Source organism: Pseudoalteromonas sp. SG43-5, from assembly GCF_014164345.1.
Lineage (GTDB): Bacteria > Pseudomonadota > Gammaproteobacteria > Enterobacterales > Alteromonadaceae > Pseudoalteromonas > Pseudoalteromonas distincta.
In genome coordinates this window covers 93,429-110,814 of record NZ_JACJFA010000012.1, presented here as the reverse complement: position 1 = coordinate 110,814, position 17,386 = coordinate 93,429, and the positions used below count along the sequence as shown (strand labels likewise).

15 protein-coding genes are annotated in these 17,386 nt (G+C 40.0%); 3 read left to right on the top strand and 12 right to left on the bottom strand.

Going from position 1 to position 17,386, the window contains the following annotated elements; genetic code table 11:
* Positions 1-8: 8 nt before the first annotated feature.
* Genes H5161_RS13415 through H5161_RS13405 form a run of 3 tightly spaced genes read left to right on the top strand, consistent with a single transcriptional unit; the run spans position 9 to position 4,715 of the window.
* Positions 9-842: an MBL fold metallo-hydrolase gene (locus H5161_RS13415; RefSeq protein WP_182736652.1), complete on the top strand. Its 834-nt coding sequence runs from the start codon at positions 9-11 to the stop codon at positions 840-842.
* Positions 843-856: 14 nt separating this feature from the next.
* Complete coding sequence (locus H5161_RS13410; RefSeq protein WP_182769505.1) at positions 857-3,082, top strand: CHASE2 domain-containing protein; 2,226 nt, start codon at positions 857-859, stop codon at positions 3,080-3,082.
* Positions 3,054-4,715, top strand: a complete 1,662-nt coding sequence (locus H5161_RS13405) for an HD-GYP domain-containing protein (RefSeq protein WP_182769504.1) — start codon at positions 3,054-3,056, stop codon at positions 4,713-4,715. The genes H5161_RS13410 and H5161_RS13405 overlap by 29 nt, the downstream gene beginning before the upstream one ends.
* A gap of 290 nt (positions 4,716-5,005) precedes the next feature.
* On the opposite strand, the gene H5161_RS13400 is transcribed toward H5161_RS13405, so the two are convergent.
* The 12 genes from H5161_RS13400 to prlC form a co-directional block, all read right to left on the bottom strand.
* Complete coding sequence (locus tag H5161_RS13400; protein ID WP_182769503.1) at positions 5,006-6,433, bottom strand: NAD-dependent succinate-semialdehyde dehydrogenase; 1,428 nt, start codon at positions 6,431-6,433, stop codon at positions 5,006-5,008.
* Positions 6,434-6,687: 254 nt separating this feature from the next.
* Complete coding sequence (gene fdx, locus H5161_RS13395) at positions 6,688-7,026, bottom strand: ISC system 2Fe-2S type ferredoxin (RefSeq protein WP_002958430.1); 339 nt, start codon at positions 7,024-7,026, stop codon at positions 6,688-6,690.
* An 11-nt stretch (positions 7,027-7,037) separates the two neighbouring features.
* Entirely contained in the window at positions 7,038-8,900 is a 1,863-nt protein-coding gene (hscA, locus tag H5161_RS13390; protein ID WP_182769502.1) for a Fe-S protein assembly chaperone HscA, read from the bottom strand.
* A gap of 41 nt (positions 8,901-8,941) precedes the next feature.
* Entirely contained in the window at positions 8,942-9,469 is a 528-nt protein-coding gene (hscB, locus tag H5161_RS13385; RefSeq protein WP_002958428.1) for a co-chaperone HscB, read from the bottom strand.
* Positions 9,470-9,551: 82 nt separating this feature from the next.
* The gene (gene iscA / locus H5161_RS13380) at positions 9,552-9,875 is read right to left on the bottom strand and encodes an iron-sulfur cluster assembly protein IscA (protein WP_002958427.1); all 324 of its coding nucleotides are present in this window, start codon (positions 9,873-9,875) and stop codon (positions 9,552-9,554) included.
* 12 nt (positions 9,876-9,887) lie between these two features.
* Positions 9,888-10,271, bottom strand: coding sequence for a Fe-S cluster assembly scaffold IscU (gene iscU / locus H5161_RS13375; RefSeq protein ID WP_002958426.1), 384 nt, complete (start codon positions 10,269-10,271; stop codon positions 9,888-9,890).
* A 41-nt stretch (positions 10,272-10,312) separates the two neighbouring features.
* Positions 10,313-11,530 carry an IscS subfamily cysteine desulfurase gene (locus tag H5161_RS13370; protein ID WP_002958425.1) on the bottom strand — a complete coding sequence of 406 codons (1,218 nt, stop codon included), beginning with the start codon at positions 11,528-11,530 and terminating at the stop codon, positions 10,313-10,315.
* Positions 11,531-11,554: 24 nt separating this feature from the next.
* On the bottom strand, positions 11,555-12,046 hold the full coding sequence (iscR, locus tag H5161_RS13365) for a Fe-S cluster assembly transcriptional regulator IscR (RefSeq protein ID WP_002958424.1): 492 nt from the start codon (positions 12,044-12,046) through the stop codon (positions 11,555-11,557).
* Between the two features lie 237 nt (positions 12,047-12,283).
* Positions 12,284-13,009: a tRNA (cytosine(32)/uridine(32)-2'-O)-methyltransferase TrmJ gene (gene trmJ, locus H5161_RS13360; protein ID WP_002958423.1), complete on the bottom strand. Its 726-nt coding sequence runs from the start codon at positions 13,007-13,009 to the stop codon at positions 12,284-12,286.
* A gap of 157 nt (positions 13,010-13,166) precedes the next feature.
* Positions 13,167-13,922, bottom strand: a complete 756-nt coding sequence (locus H5161_RS13355; protein WP_010554084.1) for a class I SAM-dependent methyltransferase — start codon at positions 13,920-13,922, stop codon at positions 13,167-13,169.
* A 57-nt stretch (positions 13,923-13,979) separates the two neighbouring features.
* Entirely contained in the window at positions 13,980-15,158 is a 1,179-nt protein-coding gene (locus H5161_RS13350) for a response regulator transcription factor (protein ID WP_182769501.1), read from the bottom strand.
* Positions 15,159-15,297: 139 nt separating this feature from the next.
* Positions 15,298-17,337: an oligopeptidase A gene (gene prlC / locus H5161_RS13345; protein WP_182769500.1), complete on the bottom strand. Its 2,040-nt coding sequence runs from the start codon at positions 17,335-17,337 to the stop codon at positions 15,298-15,300.
* Positions 17,338-17,386: the final 49 nt, after the last annotated feature.

Sequence of the window (17,386 nt, the reverse complement as noted above, 5' to 3'; positions counted from 1 at the left end):
CTTAAATTATGAAAGTTGAATTTTTTGGTGTTAGAGGCTCGATGCCTTCAGCTGGAAGTAATACACACATTTTTGGGGGAAATACCTCATGTGTGTACATTGAACAAAACAACGGTAAAGATCTTATTTTAGACTCTGGTACCGGTATTGTAGAACTCGGTACACGTTTACTAGAAACACAAAGTCCTATCAATATTTTGCTAACGCACAATCATTGGGATCATATTCAAGGGTTTCCTTTTTTTAAACCTATCTACCAGCCCAACCGCAATATAACCATTGTAGCTGGCAACGTTGATGATAAAAAAAGCCAAGATGCCATATTAAAGCAAATGAGTGGTTCGTACTTTCCTGTGTGTTATCAGGATTTACCTGCCAATATTACGCTTAATACTGATTTATCGTCTCAAAAGCAATTTACACTTAACGGTTTTTTGGTTTCTACTGCTCCACTGAATCACCCTGGTGGCGGTACTGCTTATTGCATTAAAGCAGATGAAAAAAAGATAGCTTACGTTACCGACAATGAGCTAAACCCACCAGACAAGCTAAACACAAGTATTTGCGAATGGAGTAATTTTATTGAAGGCGCTGATTTACTAATTCACGATGCTCAATTTATAGATGCAGACTTGCCTCTTAAGCATGGTTGGGGTCATAGCACCATAGATCAGGTTGCTGAGCTTGCTATAAAAGCGAATATTAAAAATGTGATTATTATTAGCCACGATCCATCAAGAACCGATGAACAGTTAGTCTCTATAGAAAAGTATTTACACACGCAGTACGCTCAACAGGTAAAAATAGAATGCGGCCGAGAAGGACGAGTTTTTGATTTTTAGTCTATCAAGGAGCGTTGCTCATTAGCTTCTTAAAACCCATTACCTCAAAGCACTTTTTTATTGGCGCTGTTATTACATTATTAATTGCATCAATAGAGTTATTTTCAACTGGGTCGCTTGCAAAGTTAGTTAACCGTGTAGAAGGTATAATATACGACTCTCGATTATTACTGACGCTTTCAGAGACGCCTAGGCGCATAGATGAAACCGTTGTAATAATTGATATCGATGAAAAGAGCATGCAAGAACAAGGACGCTTTCCTTGGAGTCGCTCAAAATTAGCAGACCTTGTTACAAAGCTTAGTGATGCAGGTGTTATTGTTATTGCATTCGATATATTTTTTTCTGAACAGGAAGAAAACCCTGTTACAAAAATTATGTCTGAGATTCCTGATTTATCAAAAAAGTACACCATCCCCTTTGCTGAAATTACTAAACAAGTCGATGCAGACACAAAACTAGCAAGCGCATTATCTAAAAATGATACTGTTCTTGGTTTTTTACTAATTGATGAACAACTGACTAATCAAAACTTGCCAGCTAAAAACAGTGTTGTATGGGCAAGCGAAGAGCACACTAATTCACAAATAAACCAGTTTCCTGGTGCTATTGTAAATATTCCACAGTTACAAAATGCTGCAACGGGCACCGGCTTTATTAATGCACATATTGACGAAGATGGCTTTATACGTAAAGCAGCTCTTATAAATCGAGTTGGCGATAAGCTTTATCCTTCTTTAGCACTTGAAGTTGCTCGACTTTATACCCTTGCTGAAAACATAGAAACCCGTTCCAATAGGTTAGATGGTATAACCTTATTCGAAGGTATAAAGTTTCAAGATAAGTGGATTCAAACTGATGAGTATGGGCAAATATTAATTCCTTACAAAGGGCGTGCGCATAGCTTCCCCTATTATTCGGCTACCGATATTTTGACCAAAAAAATTGGTTTAGATGAATTAGAAGGCACAGTAGCCTTTATTGGTACTTCCGCCGTAGGGCTTGCTGATTTAAGATCAACACCTGTTGGTTTGCAATACCCGGGTGTGGAGGTTCATGCCAATATATTTGAAGGGTTAATGCACCCAGAGCTACTGCCATCTAAACCTAATTGGTCACAGGGAGCAAGCTTACTCATCATTGCATTGACGGGTTGCGTACTGTCGTTTTTTAGCCACGCTAAGAGCGCACGTTTTATTATTGTTTTGTCTCTTACAGTCACAAGTGTCGTTATATTTTTAAACGTTTATTTATGGTCAGTACAAAAAATTAGTTTACCTTTATTAATGCCTCTTTTACTTATCATTATATTAGCCGGTTATTACATCATTGTAGGCTCTATCGCTGAAATGAAACACAGCCGAAAAATAAAATCTATGTTTGACCAATATGTTCCTCCTGAGCGAATAAACCAAATGATACTTCAAGGTAAAAGTTTATCTCAAAAAAGTGAGCGAAAAAATATGACGGTGTTGTTTGCCGACATTCGTAGTTTCACTTCACTATCAGAAAGTATGACCCCTCATCAGTTAAGTGAATATTTAAACGAATATCTTACGGCTATTACCAAAATCATATTTGATCATCACGGAACTATTGATAAGTACGTAGGCGATATGGTGATGGCATTTTGGAATGCCCCACTAAAAGATGAAAATCACGCTCGCCATGGTGTTGAAGCCGCAATGTCTATGATCCACGGGTTAACGAAAATAAATCAGTTATTTGCAGAAAACAACCAGCCTGCAATAAAAATAGGTATCGGTTTAAGTACTGGCGACATGAATGTAGGTGATATGGGTTCGGTTTACCGTAAAGCCTATACAGTTCTTGGTGATACTGTTAATTTAGGTGCTAGAGTAGAAAGCTTGACCAAATTTTATGGCGTAGCTATTCTTGTTACAGAAGAGACAATGAAGGAATGCCCTCATATTTCATTTCGTCTAATAGATAAAGTGCAAGTTGTTGGTAAAGCAGCTGCTGTACAGTTGTTTGAACCTATAAACTTTACAGATAAGCTCGATGAAGAGCAGTTAAATGAAGTTAAAAAGTCGCAGCAGGCCATAACGCTTTTTTATAATAAAAACTGGCCACAAGCACTTAGCTTATTTAAAGAACTACACAGTACAACCGTATTTAGCCCCAACATTTATGCCATTTTTATTGAACGTATTAAGGGCACTGATTTGCAAACACTAGCTAAGGATTGGAATGGTGCCTTCAAACATACTCAAAAGTAGTAAACATATGCGACAGCACATTAAAGACAAAACAAATCTTCAACACTTTATCGATATTAGCATTAGACTAACAACCGAAAAAAACTCGTCTAAGTTACTTGATGAAATACTGCAAGTTGTAATGTCGATAGCAAATTCTGATGCTGGCAGCATTTACTCTATTACCTCAAACAAACAACTAAAGTTTGAAACAGTAATAAACAAATCATTGAATCTTTATTTAGGCGGCACATTAGGTGGTCCTGTTGATTTTCCTAATATAGATCTTTTTATTGATGGCAAACCAAATGACACCGCTATTGTTGCGCATTCTGTTAATACAGGGGAAGTAATAAATATTCCTGACGTGTATGATGCCTTGCCTTTTGATATGAGCGCTGCACGCAAAATGGATGCTCGTACGGGTTATCGTTCTGAGTCCATGCTAACAATTCCTTTAAAAGATCATGAAGATGACATTATTGGTGTAATCCAGCTTATAAATGTAAAAGATGCGCAAAATAAAAACATTCCTTTTAGTGAAGAGCTCGTCACTCTGATTCGATCTTTTGCCTCTTTAGGCGCTATTTCACTAACTAACTCTACTTTAGTTAAAGATATGGAAGTGCTTTTTTCAACGTTTGCCGAAGCTATCGCAATGGCAATAGATGAAAAGTCTCCTCACACGGGCGGCCACTGTAAGCGGGTACCAGCACTGACGTTAATGCTTGCTGATGCAGTGCATAAAATAGATAAAGGTCCACTAGCAGATTTTATAATGAGCCCAGAGGATCGCCATGAACTAAGTGTTGCGGGATGGCTACATGACTGTGGGAAAATTGCTACTCCTGATCATATTATGGAAAAGTCGACCAAGTTAGAGACTATTTTCGATCGCATAGAGTTTATTGATGCTAAGTTTGAAATAATTAGTCGAGATTTAGAACTCTCTTATCAGCAGCAAATTATTTCAGCAATAAAACAGAACAAGTCGGTTGAGGTTTTACAATTTGAACGATTGCTTGAAACTGAGCTTAAACAACTAGCCCTCGACCGTGCATTATTACAGCGGGTGAATATTGGCGGTGAGTTTTTGGGCGAAGAAGAACAAGCCCATATACTGAGAATATCAAAACAGTATTCGCTTAAAATAAACGGCGAAGAAACACCTCTACTGACTGATGATGAAGTAGAAAACCTCATGATACGACGCGGCACACTTACCCAAGGTGAGCGCGAAATCATGAAACGCCATATGGATATAACTAAAAATATATTAGATATTTTGCCGTTCCCTAAACATCTTAGTAATGTAGCTGAATATGCTTTAGGTCATCATGAAAAACTTGACGGTACTGGTTACCCAAGAGGTTTAACCAAAGAACAAATGTCGGTGCCTGCAAGGTTAATGGCTATTACGGATATTTTTGAAGCACTCTCTGCCGTAGACAGGCCCTATAAAAAAGCAAAACCGGTAAGTGAATGTTTGAATATTCTAGGGAACATGGTTAGTAATAATCACCTTGATCCTGATATTTTTGCTATTTTTATTGAGTCAGAAGTCTATAAAAATTATATCAACGAATATGCTAACCCAAAGCAGCTAGATGAGGTAGATTTTGATAACTTACCTGGTTATACACCTATAAGTTAGCACTTATAAAGTAATATCTTTATTCAAAATGTGCTTATTACAGTCTATGACTATTCAAACAAAAAAATGCCACCTGACGGTGGCATTTACACACGGGGTTATTTCTACTTATAGAAATACTTTTACTTTTTATTTGTTTTTTTTGTATTGTTTTATTAACAAAAAATATGTGCCCAAAGGTAGCATTTAGTGCTTTGTGTAGCAACAGTAAAAGATAAAGTTCATATATCTGCCATATTAACGTCATAAAAAAGCGCGAAGTAAATTCGCGCTCATAAACTTAACGGGCGTTATATTTTAATACACACGTACTTTTCTTCTAAGTACTCATCAAGCCCTTGATGACCGCCTTCTCGGCCTAAACCAGATTGCTTAACACCACCAAATGGCGCTACTGGGTTTGATATAACACCTTCATTTACGCCGACCATACCAAATTCAAGCCCTTCACTAACTCGGTAGACTTGCTTAATGTTTTGGCTGTAAAAGTAGGCCGCTAGACCAAATGGTACATCGTTAGCAAGCGCAAGCACTTCACTTTCTTCATCAAAAGGAATAACCGTCAATACTGGACCAAATACTTCTTCGTGGTAAATATCCATCTCTGTAGTTACGTTGTTTACTATTAATGGGTTTTGAAAGCTGCCACCTAAGTCACTATTATCGCCAATCAACGTCGCACCTTTATCGAGTGCGTCTTGTACTAACTGTTGTACTTTCTCTTTGGCTTTAGGGTAAATGAGTGGGCCAATATCAACATCGTCTTCAAAACCATTTGCCACTTTTAGCGCTGCAACCTTTGGCGTGATTTTTGACAGTACTTTGTCGAGAATATTACGCTGTATAAAAATACGGTTTGCAGCAACACATGCCTGTCCACTGTTTCTAAATTTAGCCGCCATAAGCCCTTCAACAGCTTCATCTAAGTCGGCATTATCAAAAATAATAAAAGGTGCATTACCGCCAAGCTCCATCGAGGTGCGTTTAATTGTGTCAGCACATTGCGATAGCAACTGCTTACCTACACCTGTAGAACCGGTAAATGTAAACTTACGCACGACTTCTGAGTCAGTCAGCATTTTACCTACTGTTTTGGCATCTTGAGAAACCAGTACATTAAATGCACCTTTAACAAAACCAGCTTGATCGGCCAGGTGAGCAAGCGCAATAGCACAAAGTGGTGTGTGCTCAGAAGGTTTAAGTATAAAGCTACAGCCCGCAGCGTAGGCTGGCGCTACTTTACGAGTAACCATAGCAATAGGAAAGTTCCACGGCGTTATACCAGCTACAACACCGACAGGCTGCTTAAAGCTGGTTAAACGGTGCGAGTCATCTGTTGGCGGAATTACATCTCCGTAACTACGTTTGGCTTCTTCTGCAAACCATTTGATAAAACCTGCACCGTAATCAATCTCACCAAGAGATTCTTTGAGTGGCTTGCCTTGCTCTTTGGTCATTAGCTCTGCAAGTGTTTGCTTGTGTTTTACTACTAGCTCATACCAGCGCATCAAGGTTTCGCTTCGCTCAGTGGCATTTGTCGTTTTTAACTTAACAAAAGCCCCTTGAGCTGCGGTTACTGCGCTATTTACACCCTGCTCGTCAATATCGCTTACTTCAACAATACTTTTTTCGGTAGCGGGATCGTTAACGCTAAAGCGCGTATCGGTTTTATAAAATTCGCCGTTAATAAATGAGTCAGAAAAAATAAGATTACTCAAAATAAACCTCCAAAATTACGTTTTAAGGTGTTAGCTTTTAATGCGTGGCATAGAGCCAAGGCTAACATTTTAGGATCTTTGCTCACGTGAGAAGCGCAGCTTCTATATTTATAACCTAGAGTTAAAACACATAACGCCAGCAAGCTTTGCTTGCCTGCAAAATAACTTACGAGCTTTGCTCGTCACGCCTACAATTCACAAACAAAAAAGCCGCTGTATCAAACAGCGGCTTTTAATATATAGATCGTTAAAAACTAGTGCTCTTCATTAACGATATTGAGATTGTACTTAGGTATTTCAACCACTAGGTCTTCATCTCTTATAATTGCTTGGCAACCAAGGCGTGACTCAGGCTCTAAGCCCCATGCTTTATCTAGCATGTCGTCTTCTAGCTCATCACTTTCTTCAAGTGAGTCAAATCCTTCACGAATCACTAAGTGACACGTAGTACATGCACACGATTTTTCACAAGCATGCGCAATGCTAATACCATTTTTAAGCGCAGCGTCGAGTACCGTTTGACCTGTAGGAGCTTCAATTGCAGCGCCGTCAGGACATAATTCAGGATGTGGAAGAAAAACAATTTGTGGCATTCTAATCTCTCTTAAATGTTGTCTACTGACTGCCCTGTAAGGGCCTTTTTAATTGATGCATCCATTCTACGCGATGCAAAGTCGCTACTCGCATTATCGACTTTTTCGATAGCTGATTTAATTTCGCCAGGCTCTTGTGCATTTTCGCGCACTTTTACCAGTTCTGCAATTTCAGCGCGTAAGTTAGCTAGTTGCGTATCGTCAAGTAATGCACCATCGGCTTCAAGTGATGCATTAAGCGCTTCTATAACACGCAACGCTTCTACTTGTTGCTCTTTAAGCATACGCGCTTGCATGTCGCCTTTAGCGTTACTCATTGATTCTTTTAGCATGTTAGCTACTTGGTCATCAGATAAACCAAACGAAGGCTTAACTTGAATCTCAGCTTGTACACCTGTTGATTTTTCCATAGCTGAAACACTTAATAAGCCATCAGCATCAACTTTAAAGGTTACACGAATATGCGCAGCGCCTGCCGCCATTGGTGGAATACCTTTTAAGCTAAACTTAGCAAGCGATCGACAATCATCAACAAGCTCACGCTCACCTTGCAGCACATGTAATGACATGGCTGTTTGACCGTCTTTAAACGTTGTAAATTCTTGTGCGCGTGCTACCGGAATCGTTGTATTACGCGGAATGATTTTTTCAACCAAACCACCCATAGTTTCAAGCCCAAGCGATAATGGTAATACATCAAGCAATAACATGTCAGAATCGGGCTTATTGCCAATTAACACGTCGGCTTGAAGCGCCGCACCTAAGGCTACAACACGATCAGGATCGATTGAAGTTAGCGGCTCTTTATCAAAAAAGCTTTGTACTTGGCTACGTACCAATGGCATACGGGTTGAACCGCCTACCATAATAACTTGCAGCACTTCTTCATTTTCAATGCCAGCATCTTTTACAGCACGACGACACGAGCGCAGCGTTTTTTTAATTAGTGGCATAGCCATTTCATCAAACGTTTCGCGCGTTACTTCAACGGTGTATTTTTGATCGTCAAACTCAAGGCCCACGTTTACTTTAGCGTATTGGCTTAATGCTTCTTTACACGCTTTTGCTTTATTGATAAATAAACGTAAAACTGAAGGTGATAATGCTGACACACCTGTTTGCTGCTTAAAGTAATCAACAAGGAGCGAATCAAAGTCATCGCCGCCGAGGCTAGAGTCGCCACCGGTTGCCATTACTTCAAACACACCTTGGTGTAATCTAAGTACTGATATATCAAACGTACCACCACCTAAATCGTAAACTGCAATAATACCTTCTTGACCTGAATCTAAACCATAAGCAACCGCTGCTGCTGTTGGCTCATTTAATAAACGTAGTACGTTAATACCAGCAAGCTCTGCGGCATCTTTAGTACTTTGGCGCTGCGCGTCATCAAAGTACGCTGGTACTGTAATTACAGCCCCTAAAATTTCTTGGTTGCCAAAACTTTGCTCAGCTCGTGCTTTTAATGCGGCTAAAATATGGCTTGATGCCTTAATTGGACTAATTTTACCTGCCGCAGTTTCTATTGCTAGCGCACCATTGTGCTCACAAAATTCATACGGTAGTTGGCCATAACTTTGCCCTATTTCAGCCTGAGTTTTACCTAAAAAACGCTTAACCGAAATAAGTGTGTTAGCAGGGTCTTGCGTTGCTGCTTGTGCAGCTTCTGCGCCAACAGTAATACCGCCTGCTTGATAACGAACAACCGACGGTAACATAGCCGCGCCAAGATCATCAGTTAACGTGCGGGCTTCGCCGCTTTGCACTGTTGCAACTAATGAATTAGTTGTACCAAGGTCAATACCAATTGCTAGTTTATGTTCGTGTGGTGCCGCGCTTTGCCCCGGCTCAGCAATTTGCAATAATGCCATAATGCTCTTTAAACTCGTGTTGCTCGCTTTGCAGCAAGTAATTAATCGTCAAATAAACTGTCTTCGATACGCTCTAGTTCTTCACGTAACTTATAAACAAACTTCAGTTTACGAATATTATCTGCGGCAAGTTGATATTGCTGCTCATCATTACTTGCTAATTGCTCAGCAAGTTGTGCACTGTATTGCGCGTTTAATTGCTTAATTTGTTTTTCAAAATTTGCAATGGCGGTATCAGGATCGCTAGCTGATGTTAGCTCTTCAAGTTCTTCGCGAAGTTCCATTTGCTGCATTAAAAACATTGGATCTTGCAAGGTTTGCTGCTCTGCACGAATATCAACGCCTAGCTCGCTCAACATATATTCAGCACGTTTTACTGGGTGCTTTAATGTTTGTAGCGCATCGTTAATTTCGGCAGTGCTTTGCACAGCCATTAACTTATCGCGGCTGCTCGCATTCGCGTGGCGATCGGGATGTACAGTACGCTGTAATTCCAAGTAGTGCTTGTTAACCGTTGCTAAATCAATATTGTAATCAACGGGGACTGCAAATAATTCAAAGTAACGCATAACTTCAACCAATAATATTCAGAAATAACAAAGCCCTACATTAACTGGCAGGGCTTATTTATACTACAAAGATATTTAAAGCTTAAACGGTAAAGCTTTCGCCACAACCACACTCATCTGCTTGATTCGGGTTATTAAATTTAAACCCTTCATTTAAGCCTTCTTTAGTGTAGTCGAGCTCTGTGCCATCGATGTAAACTAAGCTTTTAGCGTCAACAATTAATGTGACACCTTTAGCCGCAAAAGTTTCATCGTCTTCGTTTAAATCGTCAACAAACTCAAGTACATAAGCAAGACCTGAACAGCCCGTCGTTTTAATGCCAACGCGCAGGCCTAAACCTTTACCGCGGTTTGCTAAAAATGATTGTACGCGGTTTGCTGCCGCATCTGTCAATGTCACTGCCATGAGTTTCTCTTCTTACTTCGCTTGTTTGCTTTTGTAGTCTGCAATTGCTGCTTGAATTGCGTCTTCGGCTAAAATTGAACAGTGAATTTTCACTGGTGGCAACTCAAGCTCTGCACTGATATCAGTGTTTTTAATTGTCGCTGCTTCGTCTAGCGTTTTGCCTTTAACCCACTCTGTTACAAGTGAAGATGAAGCAATTGCGCTACCACAACCGTAGGTTTTGAATTTTGCATCTTCAATAACGCCAGTGGCAGATACTTTAATTTGCAGTTTCATTACGTCACCACATGCTGGTGCGCCTACCATACCCGTTGCCACTGACGGATCGTTCTTATCTAGAGTACCTACGTTACGTGGGTTTTCTACGTGGTCGATTACTTTATCACTATAAGCCATTATTCTATCCTCATTACCTGCTAGGGTATGTGCTCACACTATTAGTGGTGAGCCCATTCAACTGAATCTAAATCAATACCTTCTTGATGCATCTCCCAAAGTGGAGACATCTCACGTAGGCGACCGATAGAGTTTTTCATTAATTCGACGGTGTAATCAATCTCTTCTTCGGTAGTAAAGCGACCAATACTAAAACGAATTGAGCTATGTGCTAATTCGTCGTTACGGCCAAGTGCACGTAATACATAAGAAGGCTCTAAGCTTGCAGATGTACAGGCTGAACCTGACGATACTGCAATGTCTTTTACTGCCATAAGTAACGACTCACCTTCAACAAAGTTAAAGCTGATGTTTACAATACCCGGTACTGATTGGTCTTGTGTGCCGTTAAAGTATACTTCGTCCATATCAGCCATAATGCCGTCGATTAAACGATTACGTAAGGCGCTGATGTGTGCGTGATCTTTTTCGAAATCTTGCTTAGCAATTTTAAACGCAGTACCCATACCCACTAATTGGTGAGTTGCTAGTGTACCAGAGCGCATACCGCGTTCATGTCCGCCACCGTGCATTTGCGCTTCAAGGCGAGCACGTGGTTTACGACGAACGTAAAGTGCACCAACACCTTTAGGGCCATACACTTTATGTGCAGAGAACGACATAAAATCAACTTTAAGCTGTTGCACGTCGATTAATACTTTGCCCGCGCTTTGCGCTGCATCTACGTGGAACATAATTTTACGTTCGCGACACATTTCGCCAATAGTCGCGATATCTTGAATCACACCTAGCTCGTTATTAACGTGCATGATGCTTACAAGTACTGTGTCGTCACGCATTGTGTCGGCAAGTTTTTGTAAATCAAGTAGGCCGTTTTCTTCAACGTCCATGTAAGTTACTTCAAAACCTTGGCGCTCAAGCTCACGACATGTGTCGATTACAGCTTTATGCTCAGTTTTAGCGGTAATAACGTGCTTACCTTTTTTCTTGTAAAACTGTGCTGCACCTTTAATAGCAAGGTTATTTGATTCTGTTGCACCCGATGTGAAAACAATTTCACGTGGGTCTGCATTAATTAAATCAGCAATATCTGTACGCGCTTGGTCAACAGCTTCTTCTGCTTGCCAACCAAAACGGTGTGAGCGTGACGCAGGATTACCAAACTTACCGTCCATTGTCAGGCACTGCATCATTTCTTTAGCAACACGTTCATCAACAGGCGTGGTCGCTGCGTAATCTAAATAAATCGGTAACTTCATTTCTCTCTCCGCTGCAGGTCAACCTTAAAGTTGACAGCTTACTTGAATGTTTTCCAACTGCTTAATTGCATTATTGATACTGTTATCTTGGCGCGATGCTATTTCTTTCACATCTGATTTTTCCACCAATTCAGCAAGGGTAATATTATTCAAAAATTCTTCTATGCGTGCGCTTAAGTCTGACCACAAATTATGTGTTAAACAACGCATACCACTCTGACAGCCGGTATCGGCACCTTGGCAACGTGTTGCATCGACCGATTCGTCTACGGCGCTAATAATATCGCCAACAGAGATAACGCCCGCTTCACGCCCTAGTAAATAACCACCACCAGGTCCACGAACAGAACTTACTAGGCCATTTTTACGTAAACGAGCAAATAATTGTTCAAGGTAAGACAAAGAAATTTCTTGTCTTTGTGAAATATCAGCAAGGGCTACAGGACCTACACCTGTGTGTAGTGCAACATCCAGCATAGCTGTAACGGCATATCTGCCTTTTGATGTTAACTTCATAACGCCCCCTGCACAAAAGAGTGCAAATTTTAATTACCAGAGTAAATTAGTCAAGTATTATCACTTGATAAAAATTTGATTTATAAACTCTTACTTTTTAAATTGTAGAGTTAACAAACTTTCAATACTTGACCTCTTTGGTCAAGTATTACAGCCATTGTAATTACCTGAGTATTTTAGTCAAGTATTAGCTAGTTATTTACCCATTGGTTTTTATAACTAATAGCTATACCTAAGTTACTTAGGGATAGACTTATTAATTGAAGTGAGAATACCGCGTAAAATATTCATTTCGGCATCTTCAGGGTGAGCTCGGTTAAATAAACGACGTAATTTAGTCATAACTAACCCAGGGTGCTGTTTGATAATAAAACCGGTTTTGAAAAGCGTCTCTTCAAGGTGCTCATAAAACAGTTCTGTTTGTTTTGAGCTTGGGTAAACTGCATCGTCTTCTTCAACCTTTTTAGGTTGTTGATTTAAAAACGCCATACGTGTTTCGTAACTAAGTGTTTGTACGGCCATAGCTAAATTAAGCGAGCTGTACTCTGGATTAGCAGGAATACATACGTGGTAATTACAAAGCTGTAATTCTTCATTAGTTAAGCCGCTGTTTTCACGACCAAATACTAGCGCTACAGGACCATTTACAGCTTCAGCAACGAGTTTTTCACCACATTCACGTGGTTCAACCATTGGCCACGAAAGCGTACGAGAACGCGCACTTGTGCCAATTGTTAATGTACAGTCAGCGATAGCTTCTTCAACAGTACCTACAATAACTGCATTGCCTAAAACATCAGTTGCGCCTGCAGCTAAAGCACTTGCTTGGCTGTCTATTTCACAAGCAGGATCAACTAAATAAAGTTTTGATAAACCCATGGTTTTCATGGCGCGAGCCGCCGAACCAATATTGCCCGAATGTGACGTGTTAACTAAAACAATGCGAATATCGTCTAAGATCATTACTGTGCTACTTTGCTATGCCAAAAAATTGCGCAAATTCTAACATGAAAATGTAATAAGATCCTAGATTCAAAAGGCTAGATCCTAAGATCCAAGCCAATATAACGATTCTTACATGGGTAAATTCTAGGGATATACCACCAATTTGTTTTGATGTTTAAACCATTGCCGCCTTTACATAAACATCAAAACGGTTCTTTTTGGTTTTAATTTGCATACTTGGGGTTTTTTCGTTTAAGAATGGCGCATAATCGGGGCGTTTTACAACGACACGCTTGCTGGCAAGTGGATAGGCAAAATCAAGTAGGTCGTCTGCGTCGTTGTCTGCACCAACAAGCTCTTGAAATACACGCATTTCTTTTTTAACTAATGCTGATTTTTCGCGATGCGGAAACATGGGATCTAAATAAACCACATCGGGCATGCTTTCACATTGCGATAGTAGGGTATGGCTTGAACCAAATATTAGGCTCATATTTTCTTTCATCCACAAACCAATTTCAATATCGCTATAGGCTCGCTTTAAGCCATCGTATAAAAGTGCAGCTACAACCGGATGACGTTCATGTAATATAACTTTGCACCCTAGCGAGGCAAGTACGAAGCCATCTCGCCCAAGGCCTGCGGTAGCATCGAGTACAACAGGCGTTGCACCTTTATTTAAGCCAACCGCTTTGGCAATTGCTTGCCCTTTACCACCGCCAAACTTACGCCTATGGGCGGCAGCACCGGTTACAAAATCAACGTTAATTGCACCTAGTTTAGGCTCGTCGGTTTTAAATAGGCTTAACCCTTTATCGTCGTAATGTAAGCTAAAGCCACTGCAATTTTGCGCCCATTGGGCTAAACCAAAGCGTGTTTCTAATTCATTTAAATAAGGACGTAACTCTTTAAAAGCACACTGAATAACCACAATAAACTCCGACGATAAAATACGCCTATAGTATATCAACCGCTTTACTTTAAAGCACTAAAATAGCTCTATATCACTGTGATGATTAGTATTGACCTTTGCGGCTTCCGCTTTAGTGCGTAAATTAGATATAAGTTCATTGCGGCTTTCGGCAACTTGTTTAAGCTGATATTTGATAAAAGCTAAATCACTATTAGCCGATACAAATAACTGCATTGTTTGATCTAATTGAGATATATATAAGGTGAGATCTGCAGGATTTGCTTGTGTTTGTTGTAGCTTAATGGCGCAGTCAAGCTCATGTAGCTGCTCTATAAACACTTTAGTACTTTTGTTTTGCTCTATATTTTGAGTAGTTAACTGCTTAACAATATCTTGAAGGGCTGTACTTATTTGAGCTGCCTGCTCATAACTGCTTTCGCTTCTTTCCATGGTAATAACCTTCTCGTTGGTTACTTCTAATATATGCGGGAACAGATCTTTATAGCGTCCGTACAAAGCATCGTTATCAACTGGCATATTTTTTATCAAAAGGGATACTTTGGGGTAATTAATTATAGTACTACTACCAATATCAACAAATCGTTGAGCTTGTCTGTGTTGCTCCAGCAGCTCTTGCTCTAACGGGCAAACACCACTTTGCTGGCTATAAAAAACACCTGTTCCTTGATACCAAAACACAACCACAACATCTAAATCTAAAGGAGCAAAAAAGGCAAAAAAGTGTTCACTTAACGATTGAAAGTTATTAGCGTGATAGCTTTGTCCAACGTAGCGCATTATACGGCCCATATCGCCCGACTCTGTCATCGCTATTTCCGCTGTTTTATTCGCTTTTGCTATATCCAGTTTTAGCTTTGCACATTGCTGTCGATATTCGTAAAGCACTTTTATACGCGCTATTAACTCTTCTGCGTTAAAGGGTTTAGTAATGTAATCAGATGCGCCAACACTATAACCTTTTACCCGATCGCTTAACTCTATTTTAGATGAGAGAAACATAACGGGAATATCTTGAGTGCTTTCACTTTGCTTTATCGTTTTACATACGTCATAGCCTGACATACCTGGCATTTCAATATCGAGTAAAATAATATCAGGGTTATATTTATTGGTTAGCCTTAATCCTTCATCGCCATCTTTTGCATGAATTATTTTACAAAACCCTGCTAAAGACTCTTCAATTATATGATGAACATATTTGTCGTCATCAATTGCTAATACCAACTTTGCCATGCCTTAATCCATTTTATTGGGTGTGCTAAAAGCATAGTACGACAGGATGAAATTACTAAAAATTATTAGATAATAATTTTAAAATAATAAAAAAGCGCCATTAAGGCGCTTTAATTTGGTTTGTGCTAAATATTAATTTTTAAACAGCAATACCGCTATGACGTAGTAACGCGTCGACATTTGGCTCACGACCACGAAACTTTTTAAATAATTCCATTGGCTCTTCGCTACCGCCTTTTTCTAAAATGTTTTGCATAAAGGCTTGCCCTGTTTCGGCGCTAAAAATACCTTCTTCTTCAAATTTAGAAAACGCATCAGCAGATAGAACTTCAGCCCATTTATACGAGTAATAACCTGCACTATAACCGCCGGCAAAAATATGACTAAAACCATTTTGAAAACGGTTAAACTCAGGCGGTTTAACGATTGATGTGCGGCTACGTACATCGTTTAGTACTGCTTGAATTTGGCATTGCTCACCCACTTTGTAATCGTTATGGATTTTAAAGTCGAATAACGAAAACTCAATTTGACGTAGCATTTGTACGCCTGAGTTATAGTTTTTAGCAGCAAGTAACTTATCAAGTAACTCTTTAGGTAACGGCTCACCCGTTTCATAATGACCTGAAATAAAGCTCAAGGCTTCTTCGTCATAACACCAGTTCTCTAAAAACTGACTAGGAAGCTCTACCGCGTCCCATGCCACGCCATTAATACCCGCAACAGGGGCTGCATCAACTTGTGTAAGCATATGGTGAATACCATGACCAAACTCGTGGAATAAGGTTGTCACTTCGTCATGAGTAAACAGCGCCGGTTTATCGCCAACCGCCTTATTAAAGTTACACACTAAATAAGCCACTGGAGTTTGTAGTTCGCCGTTAGCACGTACTTTACGACCCATACAGTCATCCATCCACGCACCACCACGTTTGTGGTCGCGTGCATATAAATCTAGATAAAAGCGTCCACGAAGCGTATTGCTACTATCTACAATTTCAAAAAAGCGTACATCTTTATGATAAGTATCAAAATCAGTAACTTCTTTTACGCTAATACCAAATAAGCGATTAACGGTTTCGAATAAGCCACTTAATACTTTATTTGCTGGGAAGTAAGGACGCAGTACTTCATCTGAAATAGCGTATTTTTCTTGCTTAAGTTTTTCGCTGTAGTAACCAAAATCCCATGCCTGTAATTCAGAAATACCATGTTTTTGCTCAGCATAGGCTTTTAACTCTGCCACTTCTTGTTCTGCTTGTGGTTTTGATTTAGCAGCAAGGTCTTCTAAAAACGAGAATACTTGCGCCGGTGTTTCGGCCATTTTAGTTGCCAGTGACTTTTCAGCGTAGCTGTTAAATCCTAGTAACTGTGCAAGTTCATGGCGAAGCGCAAGCTCCTCACTCATAATCTCTGAGTTATCAAATTCACCGGCATTAGGGCCTTGATCTGACGCGCGCGTAGAAAACGCGGTGTAAGTTTCTCTGCGGAGTTCGCGGTTATCTGCATAGGTCATAATTGGTAAATACGACGGGAAATCAAGGGTAAATACCCAACCGTCTAACTCTTTACTTTTTGCAGTATCAGCTGCAAGCGCTAAAGCAGATTCTGGCAAGCCAGCTAAGTCGCTTTCATCAGTAATATGTTTGTGCCAAGCAAGTGTGGCATCCATTACGTTGTTGCCAAACTTTGAGGCAAGTTCTGATAAACGCGCGCTAATTTCGCCGTAGCGTTTTTGCTGCTTCGGCGCTAATGCAATACCCGATAATTTAAAATCACGAAGCGCATTAGTAATTGTTTTTTGCTGTGCTGTAGTCAGCGTTTTAAATTCATCGCTGTTATAAAGCGTATTATACGCGTTGTATAAACCTTGATGCTGACCTACAAATGTTGAATATTCAGATATTAACGGTAAGCACTGCTCGTAAGCTTCACGTAATTCGTCGTTATTCATTACTGAATTTAAATGCGATACAGGGGAGAACATGCGCGATAATTTATCGTCCGCTTCTTCAAGGGGTAATACTAAGTCATCCCACGTGTACGAGCCTTTCGCTAGCACGTCATCAATGGCTTTACGACAAAGCTCAATACCGTCTTTTAGTGCTGGTACTACGTACTCAGGCTTTATTTTTGAAAATGGTGGTAAGCCTTCAAGGCCAATTAGTGGGTTGCTCATAAATACTCTCTTCGCGTTAATGCATTACGTTTTAAATTGGGTCTAAAAG

Excerpts from the sequence above, each read along its gene's own strand:
- H5161_RS13415 (WP_182736652.1), top strand. The coding sequence starts at position 9 with ATGAAAGTTGAATTTTTTGGTGTTAGAGGCTCGATGCCTTCAGCTGGA.
- H5161_RS13405 (WP_182769504.1), top strand. The coding sequence starts at position 3,054 with ATGGTGCCTTCAAACATACTCAAAAGTAGTAAACATATGCGACAGCAC.
- fdx (WP_002958430.1), bottom strand. The coding sequence starts at position 7,026 with ATGCCACAAATTGTTTTTCTTCCACATCCTGAATTATGTCCTGACGGC.
- hscA (WP_182769502.1), bottom strand. The coding sequence starts at position 8,900 with ATGGCATTATTGCAAATTGCTGAGCCGGGGCAAAGCGCGGCACCACAC.
- hscB (WP_002958428.1), bottom strand. The coding sequence starts at position 9,469 with ATGCGTTACTTTGAATTATTTGCAGTCCCCGTTGATTACAATATTGAT.
- iscA (WP_002958427.1), bottom strand. The coding sequence starts at position 9,875 with ATGGCAGTGACATTGACAGATGCGGCAGCAAACCGCGTACAATCATTT.
- iscU (WP_002958426.1), bottom strand. The coding sequence starts at position 10,271 with ATGGCTTATAGTGATAAAGTAATCGACCACGTAGAAAACCCACGTAAC.
- H5161_RS13370 (WP_002958425.1), bottom strand. The coding sequence starts at position 11,530 with ATGAAGTTACCGATTTATTTAGATTACGCAGCGACCACGCCTGTTGAT.
- iscR (WP_002958424.1), bottom strand. The coding sequence starts at position 12,046 with ATGAAGTTAACATCAAAAGGCAGATATGCCGTTACAGCTATGCTGGAT.
- trmJ (WP_002958423.1), bottom strand. The coding sequence starts at position 13,009 with ATGATCTTAGACGATATTCGCATTGTTTTAGTTAACACGTCACATTCG.
- H5161_RS13350 (WP_182769501.1), bottom strand. The coding sequence starts at position 15,158 with ATGGCAAAGTTGGTATTAGCAATTGATGACGACAAATATGTTCATCAT.
- prlC (WP_182769500.1), bottom strand. The coding sequence starts at position 17,337 with ATGAGCAACCCACTAATTGGCCTTGAAGGCTTACCACCATTTTCAAAA.